General features: G+C 42.3%; 19 protein-coding genes. 18 read left to right on the top strand and 1 reads right to left on the bottom strand.

From position 1 onward, the window contains the following. The first annotated feature begins 632 nt into the window (after nt 1-632). The 17 genes from FEM33_RS15710 (at nt 633) to FEM33_RS15630 (ending at nt 19950) form a co-directional block, all read left to right on the top strand. Nucleotides 633-2054, top strand: coding sequence for an anthranilate synthase component I family protein (locus FEM33_RS15710; RefSeq protein WP_139012974.1), 1422 nt, complete (start codon nt 633-635; stop codon nt 2052-2054). A 14-nt stretch (nt 2055-2068) separates the two neighbouring features. After that, nucleotides 2069-2458 (top strand): tautomerase family protein, encoded by a 390-nt coding sequence (locus FEM33_RS15705; RefSeq protein ID WP_139012973.1) that lies wholly within the window; start codon nt 2069-2071, stop codon nt 2456-2458. 24 nt (nt 2459-2482) lie between these two features. After that, nucleotides 2483-3049, top strand: coding sequence for an anthranilate synthase component II (locus FEM33_RS15700; protein WP_139012972.1), 567 nt, complete (start codon nt 2483-2485; stop codon nt 3047-3049). A 72-nt stretch (nt 3050-3121) separates the two neighbouring features. Beyond that, a complete protein-coding gene (trpD, locus tag FEM33_RS15695) occupies nt 3122-4111 on the top strand; it encodes an anthranilate phosphoribosyltransferase (protein ID WP_139012971.1) in 990 nt (329 codons plus the stop codon). 45 nt (nt 4112-4156) lie between these two features. After that, nucleotides 4157-4975: an indole-3-glycerol phosphate synthase TrpC gene (trpC, locus tag FEM33_RS15690; RefSeq protein ID WP_139012970.1), complete on the top strand. Its 819-nt coding sequence runs from the start codon at nt 4157-4159 to the stop codon at nt 4973-4975. Further along, nucleotides 4972-5622: a phosphoribosylanthranilate isomerase gene (locus FEM33_RS15685; protein ID WP_139012969.1), complete on the top strand. Its 651-nt coding sequence runs from the start codon at nt 4972-4974 to the stop codon at nt 5620-5622. The genes trpC and FEM33_RS15685 overlap by 4 nt, the downstream gene beginning before the upstream one ends. Before the next feature lie 5 nt (nt 5623-5627). Beyond that, the gene (gene trpB / locus FEM33_RS15680) at nt 5628-6824 is read left to right on the top strand and encodes a tryptophan synthase subunit beta (protein ID WP_139012968.1); all 1197 of its coding nucleotides are present in this window, start codon (nt 5628-5630) and stop codon (nt 6822-6824) included. Nucleotides 6825-6849: 25 nt separating this feature from the next. Beyond that, nucleotides 6850-7050 carry a hypothetical protein gene (locus tag FEM33_RS15675; RefSeq protein WP_138368545.1) on the top strand — a complete coding sequence of 67 codons (201 nt, stop codon included), beginning with the start codon at nt 6850-6852 and terminating at the stop codon, nt 7048-7050. Between the two features lie 25 nt (nt 7051-7075). Next, a complete protein-coding gene (locus FEM33_RS15670; protein WP_139012967.1) occupies nt 7076-7465 on the top strand; it encodes a Dabb family protein in 390 nt (129 codons plus the stop codon). After that, the gene (trpA, locus tag FEM33_RS15665) at nt 7462-8271 is read left to right on the top strand and encodes a tryptophan synthase subunit alpha (RefSeq protein WP_139012966.1); all 810 of its coding nucleotides are present in this window, start codon (nt 7462-7464) and stop codon (nt 8269-8271) included. The genes FEM33_RS15670 and trpA overlap by 4 nt, the downstream gene beginning before the upstream one ends. 69 nt (nt 8272-8340) lie before the next feature. Then, nucleotides 8341-9078, top strand: coding sequence for a porin family protein (locus FEM33_RS15660; RefSeq protein WP_139012965.1), 738 nt, complete (start codon nt 8341-8343; stop codon nt 9076-9078). A 186-nt stretch (nt 9079-9264) separates the two neighbouring features. Next, the gene (locus FEM33_RS15655; protein WP_139012976.1) at nt 9265-12585 is read left to right on the top strand and encodes a coiled-coil domain-containing protein; all 3321 of its coding nucleotides are present in this window, start codon (nt 9265-9267) and stop codon (nt 12583-12585) included. Nucleotides 12586-12776: 191 nt separating this feature from the next. Next, complete coding sequence (gene ybeY, locus FEM33_RS15650) at nt 12777-13190, top strand: rRNA maturation RNase YbeY (RefSeq protein WP_139012964.1); 414 nt, start codon at nt 12777-12779, stop codon at nt 13188-13190. 65 nt (nt 13191-13255) lie between these two features. After that, complete coding sequence (mnmG, locus tag FEM33_RS15645) at nt 13256-15118, top strand: tRNA uridine-5-carboxymethylaminomethyl(34) synthesis enzyme MnmG (RefSeq protein ID WP_139012963.1); 1863 nt, start codon at nt 13256-13258, stop codon at nt 15116-15118. Next, nucleotides 15119-16021: a class I SAM-dependent methyltransferase gene (locus tag FEM33_RS15640; RefSeq protein ID WP_139012962.1), complete on the top strand. Its 903-nt coding sequence runs from the start codon at nt 15119-15121 to the stop codon at nt 16019-16021. It begins immediately after the preceding gene. A 71-nt stretch (nt 16022-16092) separates the two neighbouring features. Continuing rightward, nucleotides 16093-17700: an Ig-like domain-containing domain gene (locus FEM33_RS15635; RefSeq protein WP_139012961.1), complete on the top strand. Its 1608-nt coding sequence runs from the start codon at nt 16093-16095 to the stop codon at nt 17698-17700. A gap of 438 nt (nt 17701-18138) precedes the next feature. Beyond that, nucleotides 18139-19950, top strand: a complete 1812-nt coding sequence (locus tag FEM33_RS15630; RefSeq protein WP_229214265.1) for a tetratricopeptide repeat protein — start codon at nt 18139-18141, stop codon at nt 19948-19950. A 91-nt stretch (nt 19951-20041) separates the two neighbouring features. On the opposite strand, the gene thrC is transcribed toward FEM33_RS15630, so the two are convergent. Then, complete coding sequence (gene thrC / locus FEM33_RS15625) at nt 20042-21349, bottom strand: threonine synthase (RefSeq protein ID WP_139012960.1); 1308 nt, start codon at nt 21347-21349, stop codon at nt 20042-20044. Between the two features lie 203 nt (nt 21350-21552). Here thrC and pruA point away from each other — a divergent pair, with 203 nt between their 5' ends. After that, nucleotides 21553-23184 (top strand): L-glutamate gamma-semialdehyde dehydrogenase, encoded by a 1632-nt coding sequence (pruA, locus tag FEM33_RS15620; RefSeq protein ID WP_139012959.1) that lies wholly within the window; start codon nt 21553-21555, stop codon nt 23182-23184. Nucleotides 23185-23514: the final 330 nt, after the last annotated feature.

Genomic DNA, 23514 nt, shown 5'->3' with positions numbered 1-23514 from the left:
TTAAGCCCGGAACCGCCGATGATACTTGGATCAAACCCGGTAAAGTAGGTAGCCGCCACAATACCATTACAAAAAGACCATCCCAATCAGATGGTCTTTTTCTTTGCATCACACCACGAAGCCCATCCGTATAGCTGGGCTTCGTGCGTTAACAGACCGATAAAAGAAAAGCACAACCTTTGGGAAGCAAATCAATAAGTTGTGGAGCGCGTAGGATCTTTCTGGATCAAATCAATCAAATGTGGAGGGGATAGAATTATATCTAGCTTTTTGTTTTTAATCAAGCTTCGTTTGTTTTGAGGAGTTTTGTATTTATTGTTCAGTTTCTATTACCAGAGTTCATGTAAATACATCGTTTGTCCATCTTTGTCACACATAAAAGAAAGCTTTTTTAAAACTTTTATCTATAATTTGAAAATTAACAATTCTCTTATTTATATTTGTAGAATACAGTGTCAATGAAATAGGTACTGAATTATTATGGATCATAGAATCAATACTATCCGGTGGTGGCGTGCACGTCTTAAAAAGATGGACGAGTAAGCTATTGCTTAGTATTAAATATACTTTCAAGCGGCTCGCTGTTCATCTGACAGCGAGCCGCTTTTTTTATTCCTGTAAATTTCACTTTTATGAAAATGCCAGATCAGTCATTTACCATATCTACTCAGTACAAAAAATTGTTGGCGGATACGCTGACTCCCGTTTCCATATATCTGAAACTGAGAGACCGTTTTGTAAATACAATTCTTTTGGAAAGCTCTGATTATCATGGGAATGAAAATTCCTTTACATACATATGCTGCGATCCCGTCGCATCTTTCAAGCTCAATAACAGCTTGGTTACAGAGCAGTTTCCAAATGGTGAGAACCACACGTATACTTTATCCCATTCAAAGGATGCGGTAAGATCGCTGTACAATTTTGCCCAGAGTTTTAAATCAGAAAAAAATACATTTCCATTTATCACTAACGGCCTTTTTGGTCATATGACCTATGACGCTGTAAGTTACTTTGAGGACATTTCCATTCAACCTTCTAACCCGGAAACCGATATTGATCAAATTTTTTACCAAGTATACCGCTATGTAATTGCTATTAACCATTTTAAAAATGAATTGTACATTTTTGAACATCAGTATGGCGATACAAACGAGGAGAGCGGCATTGAACAGATTGAAATTCTTATCAAAAACAGAAACTTTCCTAAATACGGCTTTAAAATAGCTTCTGAGGAAGTTTCCAATGTTTCCGATAATGAAATGCGGGCGGTGATCCAGAAAGGAATTGATCATTGCATGCGAGGAGATGTATTTCAGATTGTGCCTTCCAGGAGATTCAGCAGAAATTTCAAAGGTGATGAATTCAATGTTTACCGTGCATTGAGATCCATAAATCCATCGCCTTACTTATTTTATTTTGATTACGGCAGCTATAAAATTTTTGGATCTTCTCCTGAAAAACAAATCTTTATTAAAAATGGCCAGGCGGAAATTCATCCGATTGCTGGTACTTTCCGGAGAACAGGCGATGATCAGGCCGATGCCATAGCTGCTCAGCAATTGCTGGATGACCCCAAAGAGACCGCTGAACACGTCATGCTTGTGGATCTGGCACGTAATGATCTGAGCAGAAGCTGCGACGCGGTAGAAGTGATGAATTACAAAGAAGTTCAGTATTATTCCCATGTCATACATCTGGTTTCCAAAGTAGTTGGAACGATGAAAAAAGATGTAAATCCTTTGCAGCTGGTCGCCGATACTTTCCCGGCAGGAACGCTTTCAGGAGCGCCCAAACATAATGCCATGAAACTGATTGATCAGATGGAAAGCAGTAACCGGAGTATTTACGGAGGTGCAATCGGTTTTATGGATTTCAACGGGGATTTCAATCATGCCATTGCGATACGGACCTTTTTAAGTAAAAACAACACATTGTTTTACCGTGCCGGAATGGGCGTTGTTGCCAAATCCATTGTAGAAAGTGAGTTGCAGGAAATTAATAGCAAGCTGGCTGCGTTAAGAAAAGCGATCGAGGTTGCAGAAGGCATTTAAATACTTTTGTAAACATGGCTCAGATAAAAATATACGGTAACAAAGCCTTTCTTTATCCGATCCGGAAAAAGTTATCCGATACGCTGCATGCCTGCATAATCACTGCTTTTGAATACCCGGAAAGTAAAAGGTTTCACCGTTTCTTTTATCTGGAAGAAGGCGATTTTTATTTTCCTGAAGACAGAAGCCGTCAATATACGATTATAGAAATATCCTTGTTTGAAGGACGTTCCGTAGAAGCCAAAAAAGCTTTGTATCAATTGATCTTTACGCATTTTCAACAGGATTTAGCTATTTCTTCCAATGACATTGAAATAACGCTTACCGAAACGCCATTATATAACTGGGCAATCCGCGGAATGCCGGGCGATGAGCTGGCCCTTGATTATAAAGTTGTTGTATAATTTGTATCTGAAATATTGCCTAAAATGAAAATCCTTGTTCTCGATAATTACGATTCTTTTACATATAACCTCGTGTACATTCTTCGTGAATTGCATGATCAGGTTGACATTTTCCGGAACGATAAAATAGCTCTGGAAGATGTAGCACAATATGACAAGATTTTACTTTCTCCGGGCCCGGGAATTCCTTCTGAAGCCGGTATCATGCATAACGTGATCCGGGAATACGGCCCGAGCAAAAGTATTCTTGGAATTTGCCTCGGACATCAGGGAATTGGCGAAGTATACGGTGCTGCGCTGGAAAACATGACGGACGTGCTGCACGGAATCAGCGATACGGCATTGATTACAGATCCAACCGAGCGGATTTTTAAAGGCTTGCCGACTGAAATAAAAGTAGGACGCTACCATTCCTGGACGGTCATTCCTGAAACATTTACGGATGAGCTTCAGATTACTGCGCTTGATGAACAGGGAAGAGTCATGGGGCTTTCCCATAAAAAATATGATGTAAAAGGCTTGCAGTTCCATCCCGAGTCTGTACTTACCGAGCATGGAAAAGAAATGTTACAGAACTGGCTTACGTATTGATGTAAATTTTCCTTGGATCAAGCATTAAAATAAGAGCCGTTTTTGTTTTGTTATTCAGTTTCTAAAATAATCATGAAAGCCATTCTCAGTCACCTCTTCGAATATAATGTACTAAGTAAAGAACAAGCAAAGAATGTGCTGATCGGGATCAGTACAGGAAAGTATTCAAATTCTGAAATTGCATCCTTTCTCACCATTTATGCCATGAGAAGCATTACAGTGGAAGAACTGGAAGGATTTCGCGACGCCATGCTGGAATTGTGCCTTTCTGTGGATCTGGCTGCATACGATCCCATCGACGTATGCGGAACGGGCGGTGACGGCAAGGATACTTTCAATATTTCCACTTTATCCTGCTTCGTTGTAGCGGGAACGGGACAGCGCGTTGCCAAGCACGGCAATCATGGCGTTTCTTCTTTATGCGGCTCATCGACGGTTCTTGAATATCTCGGTGCCAAGTTTACCAATGACAAAAGTTATCTGGAACGCAAAATTGAGCAGGCAGGTGTTTGTTTTCTTCATGCCCCGCTGTTCCACCCGGCCATGAAAAACGTGGCTCCCATACGCCGCGAACTGGGCGTTAAAACGTTTTTTAATTTACTTGGGCCGATGGTAAATCCTGCTTCGCCCCAAAAACAGCTTGTAGGCGTTTTCAGTCTTGAATTAGCGCGGCTTTTAGCTTATCTTTACCAACAAACGAACAAGCGGTTTCTGGTTCTTCACGCATTAGACGGTTACGACGAAGTGTCATTGACAGGTGCCTTTAAAATGATAACTGCTCAGGCGGAGCAAATACTTACTCCTTCTCATCTGGGATTGCAGACGCTGCGCGCCGATGATCTTTCAGGCGGTAAAACAGTTGATGATTCTGCCCGGATTTTCATGAACGTCCTGAACAATACCGCGACTTCTTCCCAAAAACAGGCTGTACTGGCCAATTCTGCACTGGCTTTGCACTGCGCCAATCCCGAACTTTCGTTATTGGATTCGGTTGAAGCAGCCCGGGAATCTTTGGAAAGCGGAAAAGCGTTAAGGAGTTTCCGGAAGCTTGTTGAAGAATGAACAGCATTGTGCTGTAAAATAAAGTATGAAGCTAGCAGATTACAAATGAACATATTAGATAAAATCATCGCAAGAAAGCTGGAAGAAATTACGGAGTCAAAAAAGTTGAGACCAGTTTCAGTGCTGGAAAAGGAACCTTTGTTTTCGCGTACAACTGTTTCTATGGCCTCCGCTTTGAAGAATGCTTCATCTCCGCAGATCATTTCGGAATTCAAGCGCAGGTCTCCTTCCAAAGGCGTCATCAATGGTCAGGTTTTTCCTGAAACGGTTACAGCGGATTATGTGAAAGCGGGCGCAGCCGGTTTGTCTGTTCTGACGGATCATGATTTCTTCGGAGGGTCATTCGATGATTTTCTGAAAGCACGTCATGCCAATCCTTCCGTACCAATGCTGCGGAAGGATTTTATTGTTGACGAATACCAGCTTTTCGAAGCCAGATCCATAGGTGCCGATGTAATTCTGCTGATCGCTGCATGCCTTGAACCTGATAAAATTAATCAGCTCGGCAAAACAGCACGCGAACTTGGACTTGAAGTCCTGCTTGAAGTGCATAATGCTGATGAACTGGAAGTTAGCCTTGGAGAAAACATTGATATTGTAGGCGTAAACAACCGAAACCTTAAAACATTTGAAACATCGGTTGAAACTTCTGTTGCGCTGAGTGAACAGATCCCTGATTCTTTTGTTAAAATATCAGAAAGTGGGTTAAAAGATGCCGAAACCATACTTCACTTGTACAAGCATGGCTATAAAGGCTTCCTGATTGGAGAAACATTTATGAAAACTGTAAATCCTGGAACCGCACTTGCAGATTTGCAAAACAACTTAACTCAACATAGCAATTTAAATCCTCAGTTTCTATGAAAATTAAAGTTTGCGGAATGCGCCAGCAAGGCAACATTGAAGAACTGGTTGCATTGCAGCCTAATTTCATCGGGTTTATTTTCTATGAAAAATCGCCCCGTTTTGTTGGTGAAGAATTGAATGAAGAATACATCAGAAGTATTCCGGGTAACATCAAAAAAGTAGGCGTTTTTGTAAATGCCAGTCCGGGCTTCATTCTGAGCACCGTTAAAAAGTATGATCTGCAGTATGCACAGCTTCACGGAAACGAAATGCCCGATATTTGCAGAAGCATCCGTCAGAAGGGCGTGAACGTGATCAAGGCATTTTCAATCGATGAGAAATTCAATTTTGCCATGCTCAATAATTATAAATCATTTTGCGATTTATTTTTGTTTGATACCAAAGGGGCAAATCCGGGCGGCAACGGAACTTCGTTCGACTGGAAACTATTGAAGAAGTACGATAATGAAAAACCGTTTTTTCTGAGCGGCGGAATCAGTATTGAAAATGTTGAAGAAATCATTGCCTTGTCAAAAACGCTTCCTATCTACGGCATTGACGTAAATAGCCAGTTTGAAACAGAGCCCGGCATAAAGGATATTGCCAAGTTGGAAGAATTGTTTAATCTAGTTCGTGTCAAAGAGCAAGAAGAGGCGGAAGCTTAATTATTATGGAAGCAACAGCAGAAAAGAAGTCATATCAAGTCGATAACCGCGGTTATTACGGCAGTTTCGGAGGCGCATTCATTCCCGAAATGCTGTACCCGAACGTAGAAGAACTGCGCGAAAACTATTTACAGATCATTGCAGAACCTTCTTTTCAAAAAGAATATCATGACCTGCTCCGCAATTATGTAGGCCGTCCGACGCCGTTATACCGCGCCAACAGGCTTTCGGAAAAATACAAAACGAATATCTTTCTGAAACGGGAAGATTTGTGCCATACCGGAGCGCATAAGGTCAACAATACAATCGGCCAGATACTGATGGCCAAAAAGCTCGGCAAACAGCGTGTAGTTGCAGAAACCGGCGCAGGCCAGCACGGCGTGGCTACGGCGACTGTATGTGCGCTGATGGACATTCAATGCATTGTGTACATGGGCGAGCTGGATATCGAACGCCAGGCTCCCAACGTGGCAAGGATGAAAATGCTCGGAGCCGAAGTAAGGCCGGCCACATGCGGTTCCAAAACACTGAAAGATGCAACCAATGAAGCCATGCGCCACTGGATCAATAATCCGGTCGATACGCATTATATCATCGGTTCAGTTGTTGGGCCGCATCCGTATCCCGATATGGTCGCCCGTTTTCAGTCCGTTATTTCGGAAGAAATGAGATGGCAGCTGAAAGAACAGACCGGAAGTGAAACGCCGGATTACGTTCTGGCATGCGTGGGCGGCGGAAGCAATGCAGCCGGTGCTTTTTATCACTTCCTTGACGATGAAAATGTAAAGCTGGTTGCTATTGAGGCAGCGGGCAAAGGCTTGAACAGCGGCCATTCTGCGGCGACTACGGCACTGGGCAAGCCGGGCGTACTGCACGGAAGCCGGACTATTCTGATGCAGACTGAAGACGGACAGGTTGTGGAACCGTTTTCAATTTCGGCAGGTCTGGATTACCCCGGCATCGGGCCGCAACATGCTTATCTGTACGACAGCGGCAGAGGTATTTTCATGTCGGCAACGGATGAGGAAGCTGTTCAGGCGGCATTTGAATTGACGCGCTACGAAGGAATTATTCCGGCGCTTGAGTCTTCTCATGCGCTTGCAGTACTCGGACAGCTTGGCGCCACGCCGAATGAAACGGTTGTTGTAAACCTTTCCGGACGGGGCGACAAGGACATGGCAACTTACATGCGATATATCTGACACATCAATTTATTCCCAAAATCATATGGCTACATTAACATTGCCGGAAGTTTTTGATCTCCGGCTCAAAATTCAGGAACTTGAAGGAAAAGTAAATTCCGGCGAGCTGTCACTTTTCGAAAGATGCGATCTGGAAGACGAAATCCTGGAACTGAAAGAAAAACTGGGTGAATTTGACAGAATGAAATTCAGTGACGAAGGCGAGTGCCTTAATTGTTCCGCATAGTAATAAACAGTAATCCAAATATCCTATGAACCTAAAATTCCTTTTGTTTGCCGGAATGCTCCTTTTCGGATCAATGGCATTTGTTTCACCTCAACAACCTGCTGCCAAAAAAATGCTTCGCCATGTTGTAATGTTTAAATTCAAGGACTCGGCAACGCCGGCCCAGATCAAAGAAGTAGAAGATGCGTTCAAAGCGCTTCCTTCCAAAATCAAGGAGATCAAAGGACTGGAGTGGGGGACAAACAACAGTCCGGAAGGATTGTCACAAGGCTTCACGCACGTTTTCTTCGTAACGTTCGACGATGAAAAAGGCCGTGAAATTTACCTTTCTCATCCCGATCACAAGGCTTTCGGAAAAGTGCTCGGACCATATCTTGACAAAGTTTTGGTTGTAGATTACTGGACACAGGAATGAACAGGATTATAAATCTTTTTGACAGTACCGTTTCACACGCTGAAAGCAGCGGACTGCTTAATGTATATTTTACAGCAGGCTTTCCACAGCTCAATGATACCATGCGCGTCCTGAAAGCTTTGCAGGACGGCGGCGCCGATCTTGTGGAAATCGGTATGCCGTACTCGGATCCGGTTGCAGACGGCGAAACGATCCAGAAAAGCAATGACGTTGCCCTGGAAAACGGCATGTCTGTAAAGATCCTTTTTGAGCAGCTTGAAAATATGCGTGAAACGATTTTTGTTCCGGTGCTGCTGATGGGTTATGTCAATCCGGTATTGCAGTTCGGTATGGAAAACTTCTGCCGCAAATGTGCCGAGGTTGGCGTTGACGGGCTTATCCTGCCGGACATGCCGATGGACGTTTACCTGAATGAATATAAAGCTCTTTTTGATTCGTACGGACTGCTAAATATTTTTCTGGTTACGCCACAGACTTCGGAAGCACGCATACGGCAGATTGATGAAGTAAGCCAGGGATTTATCTATACCGTTTCCTCCGCAAGCGTCACAGGCTCCAAATCGGGTGTCAGCGAAGACATGGAATCTTATTTCAACAAGCTGAATAATATGAAGCTGAAAAATCCTCGTCTGATCGGTTTTGGAATCAAAGACAATGCAACTTTCAAAAAAGCATCCGGATATGCTGCCGGCGCCATTATCGGAAGTGCATTCATACGCGTGTTACAGGAAAGCACCGATCTGGAACAGGACATTAAATCTTTTGTGCGCGAAGTCAAAAATTATCCGGAAACAATCGAAGCATAGTTCCATACTTCAGGCATCAATTTTGTACAAAACAACTCACTTCGGGTTGTTTTTTTATTTATAGACGTTATGAAACTTCACTATATCATTCTTACACTTCTGACATTTGCTGCAATTCCTGCTTCCGCCCAGTTAAAGCTGGATCTGGAAAGCGGGCTCGTACTTGGAACCAATTACAATAAAGTCAGAATTCCTAATTCCGGCGGAACATTGGTGAATCTGCAGGAAGATCTTACGATTGATCCAAAGGTATTTTACAGGATTAGAGCAGGATATACAATCAAAAACCGCCATAACGTTTCCTTGTTGTATGCTCCGTTAACGGTTAAGTACAAAGGTTCTTTCGGGGAAAATGTCAACTTCAATGGCTTGAACTTTCCGGCAGCGCAGCCGCTTGAAGTTTTTTACAAATTCAACTCATACCGGCTTACGTATCGTTACGATTTTATTGCCAAAGCACGTTGGAGAGTAGGGGCGGGGCTTACCGGAAAAATCCGTGATGCAGATGTCCGCTTTAAAAACGAATCCAGCGACACCCATTTCGATAATGTCGGTTTTGTTCCGCTTGTCAATTTCTATGCTTCTTACAAGCCTAATTATCGCTGGTCACTTATTCTGGAAGGCGATGCGCTGGCTGCAAAACAAGGACGCGCCGAAGATATTTTTGCAGGCGTTGCATATCAGATCAATCCCAAATTCGGCATCAAGCTTGGCTACCGCGTTGTAGAAGGCGGGGCAGATTCGGAAGAAGTTTACAATTTCAACTGGATCAACTACGCATCTGTTGGTGCATTGGTGTCGTTCTAGTTCACGCAGGTTTTCAACGCACAGAATTATAACAGGATTTTTGATTTTGCCGGTAAGAAATTCAATATAAATTCATTATATTAGAATGTTTTATGCATGGGGACAAGTTGTAATTTTTGTCTTCCGATTACGTTCTAAAAGCCAACAGTTATAAAGAGAATTTATATGACTCCATTCACTCCGGCAATGGAAGGCCTGTTGCTTCGCATTCAGGAATACCGTCAAAAATATTATCAAAATCAATTGCTGAAAGGAATCATCTTTTCGGCAGCTTTACTTCTGACCGTCTTTTTGTTTTTCAATACCATAGAATACTTCGGCCGATTCAGTTCTGCGGTCAGAGGAACGCTGTTCTTTGGCTTTCTGGCGGTTCTGGTTTTCTCGATTTTTCAGTGGGTCATTCAGCCATTGATCCATTTGTCAGGACTTAAAAAGCCGCTTTCCGATGAGGATGCCGCTTTGCAGATCGGTGCCTATTTTCCTGAAATAGGCGATAAGCTGGTTAATACATTGCAGCTACGAAACCTTTCGGGTATGCAGTCGGACCTTATAGAAGCAAGTATCCGGCAGAAATCCGGGCAGTTGCTGATTGTACGGTTTTCGGATGCAATCAAATTCAATGAAAATAGAAAGCGGATAACGTATGCCATTTATCCGCTTGCAGCCATTGCGGTAATTCTGCTCTTCAATCCGTCTTTCTTTTCTTCCAGTTCGGACAGAATTATCCATTTTCAGAAGAACTATACATATGCTCCGTTTTCCTTCGTACTTGAAAATAAGAACCTGAAAGCATTCCGGAATGAAGATTTTACATTGAAACTGAAACTGAAAGGCGAGGCATTGCCAGAAGCCGTTTATCTTGTTCAGAACGGATCAAGGTTCAAGCTGAATGCTGAAGGAAACCAGAATTACTCGTATACATTCAAGAATATTCAGCGTGAAATTGCCTTTTCATTCGATGCGGCCGGGTTTGCTTCGGACGAATACCGGATCCATATTGCGGAAAGACCGTCGCTGCTTTCATTTGACGTAAACCTGCATTATCCCGCGTACCTCAATAAACCGGCAGAAGGCCTTAATAATGTAGGAAATCTTTCGGTTCCGGAAGGAACAACCATTGAGTGGGACTTCAATACTTCTTCGACGAATTCGCTTGCCATACGCTTTGAAAATGATTCAGCTCTTTATCAGGCAAAAGCAGGAAACGGTGATCACTTCCAGATCCGCAAAGCAGTACGACGTTCTTCGCAGTACCAGGTTTCGCTTAAAAATGAAGAAACAACCAATGCCGACAAGATAGGCTATTACATAAATGTGATTCCGGACAAGTTCCCGATCCTGAACCTTGAGAATTTTCAGGATACAACCTTGTATAATTATCTGGTGCTTGGCGGTTCGATCAGCGATGATTACGGATTTTCACAGCTTAAAATGTTTTATTCTGTAAAGCGCGCCGATGCCAAAGAACCTTCACAGGCAAAAGGAATTCCTATTCCGTTCAATAAAACGGTCAATACACAAAGCTTTTATTTCCAATGGTACGTTGACAGTCTTAAGTTGCAGCCGGGAGATAAAATTGAATATTATGCGCAGGTCTGGGATAATGACGGCGTAAACGGTGCCAAAAGCGCGCGTTCACGTTCTATTCAATTCACGGTTCCGTCCAAAGATCTTCTGGAAGCTGAGATAAAGAAAACGGAGCAGGAAACAGAAAACCAGATGCAGTCGGCAATGAAAAAAGCACAAAGTCTGCAGAAAGACCTAAACAATCTTGACAACCGTCTGAAGAGTAACAAGGAACTCGACTTTAAAGAGCAGAAGCAGATTGAGGAAGTGATCAGAAAGCGTGAAGAGCTGATGAAAGAACTGCAGGCTTTGCAGGAAAAGCATCAGAAGTCAAATGAAATGTCCAAGCAATTCAATCAGCAAAGTCCGGAACTGCAGAGCAAGATTGAGCAGCTGCAGAAACTGATGAATGATTTGATGGACAAAAATACGGACAAGCTTTATCAGGAATTGAAAAAACTGCTCGAACAGAAGCAAAGCGAACGCCTGTCGAGCATGATGGAGAAGCTGAAGAACAAGGAAGGCAATCTTGAAAAAGAGCTGGAAAGAACCATGGAACTGTTCAAGCAAATGCAGCTTGAACAGAAAATGGAAAACCTGGTTGAGAAGCTGGACCAACTGGCAGAAAAAGAAGAAACTCTTGCCGAGAAAACGCAGGAAAACGACAAGAACAAAAATGCAGACGATAAAAAAAGCAAGAATGAAGATCTGAAAAAAGAGCAGGAGAAAATCCAGGATGAATTCAAAAAGGCTCAGGAAGACAGCAAGGAAGTAGAGGAGATGAGCAAGGAAATGGAACAGCCCATAGACTCGCAGCAGGAAGAGCAGAAAGATGCTTCTGAGCAAATGGAACAGAGCAAACAGCAGCTTGACAAACAACAGAACTCCAAAGCCGCACAAGCGCAGAAAAAGGCTGCACAATCGATGAAGAAAATGGCGCAGTCCATGGAAGCAGAAATGGAATCGGCAGAAATGGAACAGATGGAAGAAAATCTGGATGCATTGCGGGATATTCTTGAAAATCTGATTACGCTGTCGTTTGACCAGGAAACGCTGATGAAAGACTTCCGTGGTGTAAACCTTCAGGATCCGCGTTTTATAAAACTGGGCCAGCAGCAGCTGAAACTGAAGGACGATGCCAAAGTTGTGGAGGACAGTCTGTATGCCCTTGCAAACCGCGTAGTCCAGATCCAGTCGTTTATTACCCGCGAGCTGAACGATATGAAATCCTACATGGATGAAAGCGTAAAAAGCATTAAAGACCGGCAGATCAATGTGGCGACTTCCAAACAGCAGTTTGCCATGACTTCCATGAACAACCTTGCGCTGATGCTTAGCGACGTATTCAACCAGATGCAGCAGCAAATGGCCATGGCCATGCCGGGCAGCGGTAAAGGCAAAAAAGGCAAGCAGAAAGGAGAGCAGAAAGGCATGGGAGAAATGCAGGAAAAGCTTAACGGAGAAATGAAGAAACTGGGCCAGGGCAAAGAAGGGCAGGGCAACAACTCGGAGCAACTTGCCAGAATGGCCGCAGAGCAGGCCATGATCCGGAAAATGATCCAGGACCTTATGGAATCGCAGAAAGGCTCTGAAGCAGGAAAACAGTTCGGAAAGGAACTTCAGGAAATTGCCGAAAAAATGGACGAGACAGAAACCGATCTTGTAAACAAACGCATTACGCCGGAGCTTATCAAGCGTAACCAGGAGATTACAACAAGGCTTCTTGAATCGGAAAAGGCGATGAAAGAACAGGACGAAGATGAGCAGCGCAAGGCACAAAGCGCCAAACAGCTGCCGCGCAATCCGCCGCCTGCTTTTGAAAAATACATCCGCGAAAAGGAAAAGCAAACCGAATTGCTCAGAACGATTCCTCCGACATTCTCTCCATTCTACAAGCGGGAGGTCGATACTTACTTCCGCAAATACCAGGCGAAGAACTGATTGCCGCTTCCTTTTGTTAGAGATTTCACAGATGACAGCATTAACACTTTTTAAGAGTGTCTTTCAAATGCTGTCATCTTTTGTATATCTGTTTTAACGGGATACTTAGTATGTTTGTACATATTTGTTACCGGGCATACCTGGTAAGGAATATTTCCAGTTTCAAAAGTTCCGGCTAAATTTTTTCAAGCATGCTTAACTTCTTTTCAGAAGATATTGATTTCAGTTTGCCTCTTCCGCAGAAAACAAAAAAATGGATCAAGAATACCGCGCAAAGTGAAGGCTTTGAGATTGCAGGTATCAACTACATTTTTTGCTCGGATGAATACTTGCTTGAGATCAATAAACAATATCTGGATCACGACTATTATACGGACATCATAACGTTCGACAATAGCGAGGAAGAGAAGCAACTGGAAGGGGATATATATGTCAGTATCGACAGAGTTCGTGAAAATGCAGAAACTCTTCAGGTGGGTTTTACGACCGAATTGCGCAGGGTTCTTGTACATGGACTTTTGCATCTGATGGGTTACAGCGACAGTGACGATATCTTAAAAAAAGAAATGCGGGCAAAAGAGGATCAGCACCTTTTGCTCTTTTAGTTAAATTTCCACGTGGAACACTTTAATTAAAGTAGTTTAATGAAGTGTAAAGTGAATCAAAAATTATGTTTCAGGAATATGATGTAATCGTAGTAGGAGCAGGACATGCAGGTTGCGAAGCTGCTGCTGCAGCAGCAACCATGGGCTCTTCCGTACTGCTTATTACAATGAATATGCACACCATTGCGCAGATGTCCTGCAACCCGGCCATGGGCGGTGTGGCAAAAGGACAGATCGTGCGCGAAATAGATGCGCTGGGCGGGCAGTCCGGAATTATCAGCGACAAGACCATGATCCAGTTTCGGATGCTGAACTTATCCAAAGGCCCGGCTATGTGGAGCCCGCGCTGCCAGAGCGACAGGGTATTGTTTGCACAGGAATGGCGTAACACACTTGAGAATAATCCCAATGTGGATTTCTGGCAGGATACCGCAAAGGAAATCCTGATCAAGGACGGGAAAGCATGCGGTGTAAAAACAAGTCTGGGAATTGAGATCAAGTCAAAATCGGTTGTTCTTACAAACGGAACATTCCTGAACGGATTGATCCATATCGGAGAGAAAAACTTCGGAGGCGGACGTACAGGCGAAAAAGCAGCAACTGGAATAACAGAACAATTGGTGACATTGGGCTTTGAAGCAGGACGTATGAAAACCGGAACGCCGCCGCGCGTAGACGGACGTTCGCTGGATTATTCCAAAATGGAAGAACAGCCCGGAGACGAAAACCCTGCAAAATTTTCCTATACGGACACCAAGCCGCTTGCCAAGCAAAGGAGCTGCTGGATTACTTATACTAATTCGGAAGTCCATGAAATCCTGAGAACCGGCTTTGAAAAATCACCGATGTTTTCGGGAAGGATAAAAGGAATCGGGCCGCGGTATTGCCCTTCTGTAGAAGACAAAATAAACCGTTTTGCAGATAAAGACCGCCATCAGATTTTTGTGGAGCCGGAAGGTTGGGATACGGTCGAAGTGTATGTAAACGGATTTTCAACTTCATTGCCCGAAGACGTGCAATATGCTGCTTTGAGAAAAATACCTGGATTTGAAAACGCCAAAATGTTCCGCCCGGGATATGCAATCGAATACGACTATTTCCCCCCGACACAACTTAAATCCACGCTTGAAACGCACTTGGTAAAGAACCTGTTTTTTGCCGGACAGATTAATGGAACTACGGGTTACGAAGAAGCGGCATGCCAGGGATTGATGGCGGGAATCAATGCGCATCAGAATGTATACGAACTTGATCCTTTTGTACTGAAAAGATCGGAAGCTTATATCGGCGTTTTGATTGATGACCTAATTAACAAAGGGACGGAAGAACCTTACCGGATGTTTACTTCAAGGGCTGAATACAGAACCTTGCTGCGCCAGGATAACGCGGACATGAGGCTGACAGAAAAAGGGTATAAACTTGGATTGGCAGGTCCGGAAAGAGTAGAAGCAGTACGAAAAAAGAAAGCCGAAGTAGAAGCCATCATTGCTGCATTTTCCGGTACCAAACTGACGCCTGAAGAAATTAATCCTACGCTCGAAGCAATAGGAACTGCGCTGCTGCGTGAAAAAATTTCGCTTTCACAATTGCTGAAAAGACCTCAGATTACAATTGACCAGCTTAAGGAAGCAAGTCCCGTTGTAGCCGGTTTACTGGAAGAATACGGACAGGATTCTATTCAGCAGGCTGAAATAAATCTCAAGTACGACAGTTATATAGAAAAGGAAATACTGCTTGTGGAAAAAATGAACAAGCTGGAAAACCTTAATATTGTAGAGAATTTCAATTATGACGTGGTCACTTCATTGTCATTTGAAGGAAGGGAAAAACTAAAAAGGACACGTCCGGCAACCATAGGACAAGCTTCCCGGATCAGTGGTGTGAGCCCTTCGGATATTTCAGTATTAATGCTCTTTATTGGACGATAAATGCCACTAGAAACACTCCAGAATTGCCCGGTTTGCAGTAAGTCCAGTTTCAGCAACTATCTGAATGTAGAGGATTACACGGTTTCTCATAAAGAATTTACAATTCAGCAATGTAATTCCTGCTACTTTTTACTGACCAATCCAAGGCCTTCGGAAGAAGATATCGGACAGTATTATCAGTCAAATGATTACATTTCGCACCACGATGACGGGAAAAATGTAATGAACAAAGTTTATACATCCGTCCGTAATTATACGATAAAAGAAAAAGTAAAGCTGATAAATGAACTTTCAGGTTCAAAAGGTGCATTGCTTGATATCGGATGCGGAACCGGCGCTTTTCTTCAGGCTGTAAAAACGGATGGCTGGAACATTGCCGGAACTGAACCTGATCAGGAAGCAAGGACAATTGCCAATGAAAAAGCAGCAGGACGTATTTACAGCGATATTTACAATTCTTCGCTGGAAAACCAGCAGTTTGATATCATTACGTTATGGCATGTTCTGGAGCATGTACACAAGCTGAACGAAACCATCAACTGGCTTTCCTTGCATTTGAAGGAAAATGGCAAGATAATTATTGCTGTACCGAATCCTCAGTCGTATGATGCCTTGAAATACGGCCGTTTCTGGGCAGCATATGACGTTCCAAGGCATCTTTATCACTTTACAAAAGCATCCATGCAGAAGCTTCTTCAGAAACATAATCTGACAGTAATCAAGACGCTTCCGATGTGGTTTGACTCATTTTATGTCGGAATGCTCAGTACGAAGTATAAAGGGAAAAGAATAAGTTTGCTTGAAAGTGTAAAAACAGGCTTGATTTCGAATCTGAAAGGCCGTTCAAACAACAAAGAGGAATTAAATACATCCAGTTTAATATACATTGTTACGAAACAATAAACTGCCTGCAACATAAACACGAAAGCCCTCAATACAGCATTTGTATTGAGGGCTTTTTCAAATCCATGCACATGATCAGAACACTTGCAATTGCTTTTATCAGCCTGTTAATTTTCGGACGCTGCGCCCAGCAAGTTGCTCCGACCGGAGGAAAAAAAGATTCTATTCCGCCCAATCTTGTTGAAAGTTTTCCTGTAAACAAAACCCTGAATTTTAAGGGCAAAAAAATCGAGCTCTACTTCAATGAGTACGTAGTGGTCGATAATATAAACCAGAAACTGATTATTACACCGGAAGCCGACAATCCTTATACTTACAAGCAAAACGGAATGTCAGTAGCGCTTACTTTTAAAAAACAGTTTGAAGATAGTACTACTTACACGCTGAATTTCGGCGATGCAATCAAGGATTTTGCAGAGAAAAATCCGGCAAAAAATCTAAAAATGGTTTTCAGCACAGGAAGTACGCTGGATTCCGGACGCGTTTACGGCAGTGTAAAGGACATTACAACAAACAAACCCATTTTTGATGCACTGGTCGGACTTTATAATGTCAGCGACACGCTGAATGTAGCCAAGCAAAAGCCTTACTATTTCTCCCGGACCGACAGCAGCGGAACATTCTCCATTGAAAATGTTCAGACGCGTGCGTATAAATTGATTGCTATTGATGACAAAAACCGTAACATGTTATACAATGCAAAAGATGAAAGAACCGGATTTGTAAACCAGATTATAAAGGCGGGAGCAGATTCAGTTGCTTACCAGATAAATATGTTCCTTTCGGATAACACTCCCCTGAAAATCCAGCGGACACTGCCCAGGGTTAATAACTATTCCGTCGTTTTCAGCAAGCCGATTGAAAAAGTAGGCGTGACTTTTATGAACAAAGATACGCTGCCCTATTTGCTTGAAAACGGAACTGCACTTAAATTCTTTAATGTAGATCCTCATCCGGATTCTACTTTGGTAAAACTTACCGCTACTGATTCATTAGGCACTGTTACCGATTTTGAACAAAAAATTGCATTTCAGGCGCAACGCGGGAAAGAAAGACAGAAAGATCCGCTGGGGCTGACTACGCTGCCTGAGCAAAACAAGCCTTTGACCAATGAATTTGTTTACCAGTTTGTACTCAACAAACCGATAAAGTTTCTTGATGATCAAAAAATAACGCTTATAACGGACAGCCTGACGCACGAACCGCTTCACTCATTTCCTTACAGCTGGAATGTTACGCACAATATTCTTACTGTAAATGCAAAATCGTTTGCAAAAGATTCTATCAAATGGGATCTTCCAAAGGGATCTGTTATAAGCGTCGAAGACGATACCTTGGCCAGGACGTTGCTTAAACATCCTGTTCTGAATGAAGAAAATTACGGGCAGATAAAAGGCGCCGTACTGAATGCAGATACTTCCACGCACTTTATCGTGGAGCTTGTTGACGAGCAATTCAAAGTTTTCAAATCGGTATATACTTCTCCTTATACGTTCCGGCATGTTCCACAAGGAAAATATATGATCCGGATTATCATTGATGCCAACCGTAACAAGCGGTGGGATACCGGCGAACTGGACAAGAACAGGCAGCCAGAAGCCATATATTATCTCCAGGACAAAATTTTGCTGAAGAGCAATTTTGAGCTGAACGACATTAATATAACCCTCCCGAAATAAAAATCCTAGAAAAGCTTATACACTCATTGTGGATAACTATGTTAATAAGCCTCTTTTTTTGTTTATAAATACCTGAATTTTGTGAACAACTGTGTGGATAAAACATAAACTGTGTGGATAAATTCAGAGAATCCATCGTTTAGTGGATAACTAAAGACTAAGTTGAAGTTAACAGTGCGTTAATTCACTAAAGTTATTGTGGATAACTTATATTGCAGAGAAAGGCTACTTATTCACATTCGTGTGTGAACAGAAAATTTCCTAACTTGTAATTCAGCAAATTAGTTGTTAATAACTAAAAAATCTTAAGTGGATAAATACACATAGTTATTCACATGTTGTGGATAACTATGTTAATCTACAGTGGATAAAGAAGTTATCATCTTATCCACAGGCACAATGAATAGTAATAATTAAAAACAAAATTTTTTTTCTATTATGAAAAAGGTTTCAAGATGGATTATGATATTCATTTTGTGTTCCGGGGCGGCGGCGGCGTTCGGGCAAAGTGAAAAAGAAATGGCGGAGGAATATTTTAAAAACGGAGATTGTGCCAAGGCGCTGACATATTATACAGCTTATCTTAAGTCGTCCTTTGAAAAAGGGTCGCTTAAAAATTATACAAGCTGTATAATCAAGAACAAAAGCTGGGGCGAGGCGGAATCATTTTATAAAAAGCAGATTAAAAATGATGCAGCGAATGCAAGCTGGTATTATTTGTACTGGGGCGTTATGCTGGAAACGCAGGGAAAGGCTCAGGACGCTTCCAGAAAGAATGAACAGGCTATTGCCTCATCCGGTGCCAGAATAGAGCTCAAACGCGATCTGGCGGATGAGTTCAGGGCTATAAACCAGCCGCAATGGGCTAAAAATATATTGCTCCAGGCGAGAGAAAGTGCGAAGCGTACCGATTTGTTCCAGCTTGAACTGGCCAGTGTATACCGCGATCTGAACGATCCGGAAAAAATGATAGACGAACTGCTTTCCTACGGCATGCGCTATCAGAATACAGAAGTGGTGCAGAACATGCTTCAGGATTTTACCAAAGATGAGAAAGAACAGGCTTTGCTGGAAAAAGTCTTGTATGACAAGATCCAGAAATTTCCGAATGAAGGTTTCTACAATGAACTCTTGATCTGGTATCAGATTCAGAAAAAGGATTTCTACAAAGCATTTATACAGGAAAGATCGCTGGATAAACGATTCAAACACAACGGATCAAGACTATATAATCTTGGCATGCTGGCGTTACAAAACCTGGATTACAGCAATGCAGGAACCATTTTTGATTATTTGGTTAAAGAATATCCGAAAGGTCAGCTGTATCCGGTTGCAAGAAGAATGGCCATTTTTGCCAGAGAAGAACAGGTTAAAAATACGTATCCGGTTAAAAAAAGCGAGGTCGAAAAATTGCTCGGCCAGTATCAGCAGCTCGTGGATGAACTTGGAACCAATGTACGGACTGTGGAGGCACTTCGTAACATGGCCACTCTGAATGCATTCTATATGGATGATTTTAAAAAGGCCATCGCCATTCTGGAAACTGCCATTGAGGCTGGAAAACAGGAAAAGAACTTTGTAGATAAATGCAAACTGGATCTTGGCGACATTTATCTTCTTCAGGGCGAGCCGTGGGAAGCTACGCTGGTTTACTCTCAGGTTGAAAAATCACAGAAAGACGATCTTCTCGGTTATGAAGCAAAATTGCGCAATGCAAAACTTCATTATTACAAAGGAGAATTTGTACTGGCGAAAGCCGTTCTGGATATTTTGAAAAAAGCAACGTCCAGAGAAATAGCCAATGATGCCAACGAACTTTCACTGCTTATCATGGACAATACAGGACTGGACAGTACGGAAGCTGCCATGAAAGCTTACTCGGCCGTGGAGCTTCTTCTCTTTCAGAATAAAAAGTATGAGGCTATCGATACTTTGAAGCAGCTTTACAAAAAATATGAAAATCACAGCCTTGCGGATGAAATAATCTGGCTTACTGCAAAAACCTACATCAAGCTTGACAGCAACCAGCAGGCCATGGAAAATCTGAAGTTGCTTGTCTCAAAATTTGGTCATGACATTTACGGAGACGATGCCTTGTTTGCCATGGCAAAGCTTTATCAGGAAAAACTGAATGACAAAGACCAAGCTATGAAATTGTATCAGGAACTGATGGAAAAGTATCCGGGAAGCATTTTTGTAGCGGACTCAAGAAAACGCTTCAGAATTCTGAGAGGAGACGTGATCAACTGATTTTTTGTGCCTTTCAGAATTCAATATTTGCGTACCAGTATCCAGTTTAACGCAAATATTGAATTCTAAAGGGCTTAAAATAATTGATATTTTACTTTAAGTTATTCATTAACAGATTTTTGAACTGTGAAAAATCTGCATTCATTTGAATGGCTTCTTTTTTGATTGAAAGCAGAGATTTCAACCTTTCCGGTATTTCGACCGATTTTTCAAGTGTTTCCTCAACAAGATCAATAAATTTGGCCGGATGAGCCGTTGCCAGGAAAATGCCGGTAAAATCTGCGGCGTTCACTTTCCTGTATTCCTGCAAGCCCTGGTATGCAACTGCGGTATGCGGACACATGATGTAGTTGGTCTGATTGTAAATTTCCCGCATTGACTGCTTTGTTTGCTCATCTGTAAAAAAGAAGCCGGAAAGTTTTTGAGTAGCCAACGTCCAGTCATCTTCAAAAAATCTTTGCAAACGGACAAAGTTGCTCGGACTTCCGACATCCATCGCATTGGAAATAGTTTCTACGGAAGCAGCCGGTTCGTAACTTCCGGTTTTAAGATATCGCGGTACTGCATTGTTCAGATTTGTGGAGGCCACAAAGTGTTCTACCGGCAAACCCATTTTATAAGCCAGCAAGCCGGCACTCAGATTTCCGAAGTTTCCGCTCGGAACAGAAAACACAATCGGCTTTCCGAACTTTTTTAATTGCGCATAAGCAGAAAAGAAATAGAACGACTGCGGAATGAGCCTTGCAATGTTAATCGAATTCGCAGAGGCCAGATGAAATTTTTGGTTTAGTTCAGGATCAAGAAATGCTTCTTTCACGAGCCGCTGGCAATCGTCAAAGGTTCCGTCCACCTCGATAGCCGTAACATTGTGTCCGAGGGTTGTCAGCTGCTTTTCCTGAATGTCGCTTACTTTGCCGCTCGGATATAAAATAGTAACGGTAATGCCGGGAATTTTGTAAAATCCCTGCGCCACGGCACCGCCGGTATCGCCCGAAGTTGCAACAAGAATATTGATCTGTTTTTGGGAACGAAGCAGAAAATAGGACATGATAGCCGCCATAAACCTTGCCCCGAAATCCTTGAACGCCATGGACGGTCCATGAAACAATTCCAGAACGTAATTATCCTGATTCACAGGTATAACCGGACTTTCAAAATCATAGGCACCATGAATGATTTCCTCAATTTCGCTTCTTGAAATTTCGTCTCCAAACAAAGTATACGTTATTTCGACAGCTATTTCATTGAAAGTTCTGTCTTCAATATTTTCCAAAAACTTAGCAGAAACTGTCGGAATATGTTCCGGCATGTAAAGCCCGTTATCCGGAGGCAAGCTGTTAAAAATGGCTTCTTCCAGTGATGCTTTCAAGCTTGAAGTTTTGGTACTGTAAAATATCATTGTGTAAAATTGAATCAGAAAATTGGGAGTGCGAATTTAAGTAAAATACCTATGAATAGGCTATTATAAAAGTATTTATGACGAAACTGCGCAGTAAATACAAGTACACTTTCTAAGGAATCCCTGTTTTCTGGATCGCTAATAAATATTTTTTTGTTTACTTCAAGCATATGAATCATGCATGTCATTAATAAGCTATAATCATGTCAAAAGGAATATTTAATGTTCCGGCAATAAAAAACGAGCCGGTGAAAAGTTATTTGCCCGGCAGTCCGGAAAGAATCGAGTTAAAAAAGGCGTTGGAAGAAGCACGTTCAAAGGTTATAGAAATTCCTCAGTATATAGGAAATAAGGAAATATTCTCGCAGAATAAACATGCCATTTCGCCCCCGCACGATCATCAGCATGTGTTGGGCTATTTTCATGAAGGAACAGGAGAAGATGTAAAGAATGCCATTGGTGCAGCTTTGGAAGCCAAAGAAAACTGGGCAACTATGCGCTGGGAACAGCGTGCTTCGATCTTTTTAAAAGCAGCAGAATTAATTGCAGGACCTTATCGTGCCGAAATCAATGCAGCCACCATGCTGGGGCAATCCAAGAATGCATACCAGGCAGAAATAGACTCCGCATGTGAGCTGATCGATTTTTTGCGCCTCAATGTCAATTTCATGAGAGACATTTACGAGCAGCAGCCTGAGTCTTCCGATGGCGTCTGGAACCGGATGGAATACCGCCCGCTGGAAGGTTTTGTATTTGCGATAACACCTTTCAATTTCACCGCCATTTCCGGGAACCTTCCGGCTGCTCCGGCATTAATGGGAAATGTTGTATTATGGAAGCCGGCTTTTACACAGGTTTATTCTGCACATGTGATTATGAAGGTTTTCAAAAAAGCCGGTTTGCCCGATGGTGTTATCAATATGATTCTGACAGACGGCCCAGTTGCAGGAGAAATCATATTCAAACATGCTGACTTCGCCGGAATTCATTTTACTGGAAGCACAAGAGTTTTTCAGACAATCTGGAAAACAATCGGAGAAAATATTCCTGTTTATAAATCATTCCCAAGAATAGTTGGAGAAACTGGCGGGAAAGATTTTGTCCTTGCGCACAAATCTGCGGATGCAAAAGCAGTAGCAACGGGTCTGATTCGCGGAGCATTTGAATACCAGGGACAAAAATGTTCAGCCGCTTCAAGAGCATACATTCCTTCTAATCTCTGGGAAGAAATAAAAGAATTTATGATCAAGGATCTTGCTGAAATCACGATGGGTGGCGTTGAAGATTTCTCCAATTTTGTCAATGCTGTAATCGATGAAAAATCATTTGATAAAATCACATCCTATATAGAAAAGGCAAAAGAAAGTGATGTTACTGAAATTATTTCTGGCGGCAACTATGACAAAAGCAAAGGATACTTTGTTGAACCAACAATTATAAGAGCTTTCCAGCCGGATTATGTTACACTGTGTGAAGAAATTTTTGGTCCGGTACTTACAGTTTATGTATATGAAGAAGATAAGTTTGAAGATATTATTCCTGTTATCGACTCGACTTCTCCATATGCTTTGACCGGAGCAGTTTTTGCTACGGACCGCTATGCAATACAGTATGCAACGGATCATTTAGTTAATGCAGCCGGAAATTTTTATATTAATGACAAGCCAACCGGTGCTGTAGTTGGTCAGCAACCTTTTGGCGGTGCACGTGCATCTGGTACTAACGACAAGGCAGGTTCAGTTCTAAATCTGCTTCGCTGGGTATCGCCTCGTGCTATTAAAGAGACGCTTGTTTCGCCTGTAGATTACAAATATGCCTTCTTGAATAAAGATTGATTGTATCGATTCTATTTATTTTTTAAAATATTAAAGAATGTAAAAATATTTTAAATTATTTTTCATCTACATATTGAAACTTAGAATTCTTTTTCTACCTTTGCAATCCCAATCGCAAACAGAGAAAAGAAAAGTAGATGAGAATGAGTGATTGGTCCTGTTCTTTGACGTGATGAGATAAGCTAAGAGAAAAATAAGCAATTATTTGTTTAGGAGAATTCGGCTCTGTGGCTGCTGTCTGTAATGGGCAGGGGTTTACAGAAGCCACAACAACATTTACAATGGAGAGTTTGATCCTGGCTCAGGATGAACGCTAGCGGCAGGCTTAAT

Origin of the sequence: Dyadobacter flavalbus, assembly GCF_006149045.1 — a bacterium.
Taxonomy (GTDB): Bacteria; Bacteroidota; Bacteroidia; order Cytophagales; family Spirosomataceae; genus Dyadobacter; species Dyadobacter flavalbus.
Note: the sequence above shows the minus strand (reverse complement) of the source record. Positions and strands in the feature narration are given on the sequence as shown.

What these genes read in the sequence shown, in the direction of transcription:
- FEM33_RS15710 (WP_139012974.1), top strand. Translation starts at nt 633, where the DNA reads ATGAAAATGCCAGATCAGTCATTTACCATATCTACTCAGTACAAAAAA.
- FEM33_RS15705 (WP_139012973.1), top strand. Translation starts at nt 2,069, where the DNA reads ATGGCTCAGATAAAAATATACGGTAACAAAGCCTTTCTTTATCCGATC.
- FEM33_RS15700 (WP_139012972.1), top strand. Translation starts at nt 2,483, where the DNA reads ATGAAAATCCTTGTTCTCGATAATTACGATTCTTTTACATATAACCTC.
- trpD (WP_139012971.1), top strand. Translation starts at nt 3,122, where the DNA reads ATGAAAGCCATTCTCAGTCACCTCTTCGAATATAATGTACTAAGTAAA.
- trpC (WP_139012970.1), top strand. Translation starts at nt 4,157, where the DNA reads ATGAACATATTAGATAAAATCATCGCAAGAAAGCTGGAAGAAATTACG.
- FEM33_RS15685 (WP_139012969.1), top strand. Translation starts at nt 4,972, where the DNA reads ATGAAAATTAAAGTTTGCGGAATGCGCCAGCAAGGCAACATTGAAGAA.
- trpB (WP_139012968.1), top strand. Translation starts at nt 5,628, where the DNA reads ATGGAAGCAACAGCAGAAAAGAAGTCATATCAAGTCGATAACCGCGGT.
- FEM33_RS15675 (WP_138368545.1), top strand. Translation starts at nt 6,850, where the DNA reads ATGGCTACATTAACATTGCCGGAAGTTTTTGATCTCCGGCTCAAAATT.
- FEM33_RS15670 (WP_139012967.1), top strand. Translation starts at nt 7,076, where the DNA reads ATGAACCTAAAATTCCTTTTGTTTGCCGGAATGCTCCTTTTCGGATCA.
- trpA (WP_139012966.1), top strand. Translation starts at nt 7,462, where the DNA reads ATGAACAGGATTATAAATCTTTTTGACAGTACCGTTTCACACGCTGAA.
- FEM33_RS15660 (WP_139012965.1), top strand. Translation starts at nt 8,341, where the DNA reads ATGAAACTTCACTATATCATTCTTACACTTCTGACATTTGCTGCAATT.
- FEM33_RS15655 (WP_139012976.1), top strand. Translation starts at nt 9,265, where the DNA reads ATGGAAGGCCTGTTGCTTCGCATTCAGGAATACCGTCAAAAATATTAT.
- ybeY (WP_139012964.1), top strand. Translation starts at nt 12,777, where the DNA reads ATGCTTAACTTCTTTTCAGAAGATATTGATTTCAGTTTGCCTCTTCCG.
- mnmG (WP_139012963.1), top strand. Translation starts at nt 13,256, where the DNA reads ATGTTTCAGGAATATGATGTAATCGTAGTAGGAGCAGGACATGCAGGT.
- FEM33_RS15640 (WP_139012962.1), top strand. Translation starts at nt 15,119, where the DNA reads ATGCCACTAGAAACACTCCAGAATTGCCCGGTTTGCAGTAAGTCCAGT.
- FEM33_RS15635 (WP_139012961.1), top strand. Translation starts at nt 16,093, where the DNA reads ATGATCAGAACACTTGCAATTGCTTTTATCAGCCTGTTAATTTTCGGA.
- FEM33_RS15630 (WP_229214265.1), top strand. Translation starts at nt 18,139, where the DNA reads ATGAAAAAGGTTTCAAGATGGATTATGATATTCATTTTGTGTTCCGGG.
- thrC (WP_139012960.1), bottom strand. Translation starts at nt 21,349, where the DNA reads ATGATATTTTACAGTACCAAAACTTCAAGCTTGAAAGCATCACTGGAA.
- pruA (WP_139012959.1), top strand. Translation starts at nt 21,553, where the DNA reads ATGTCAAAAGGAATATTTAATGTTCCGGCAATAAAAAACGAGCCGGTG.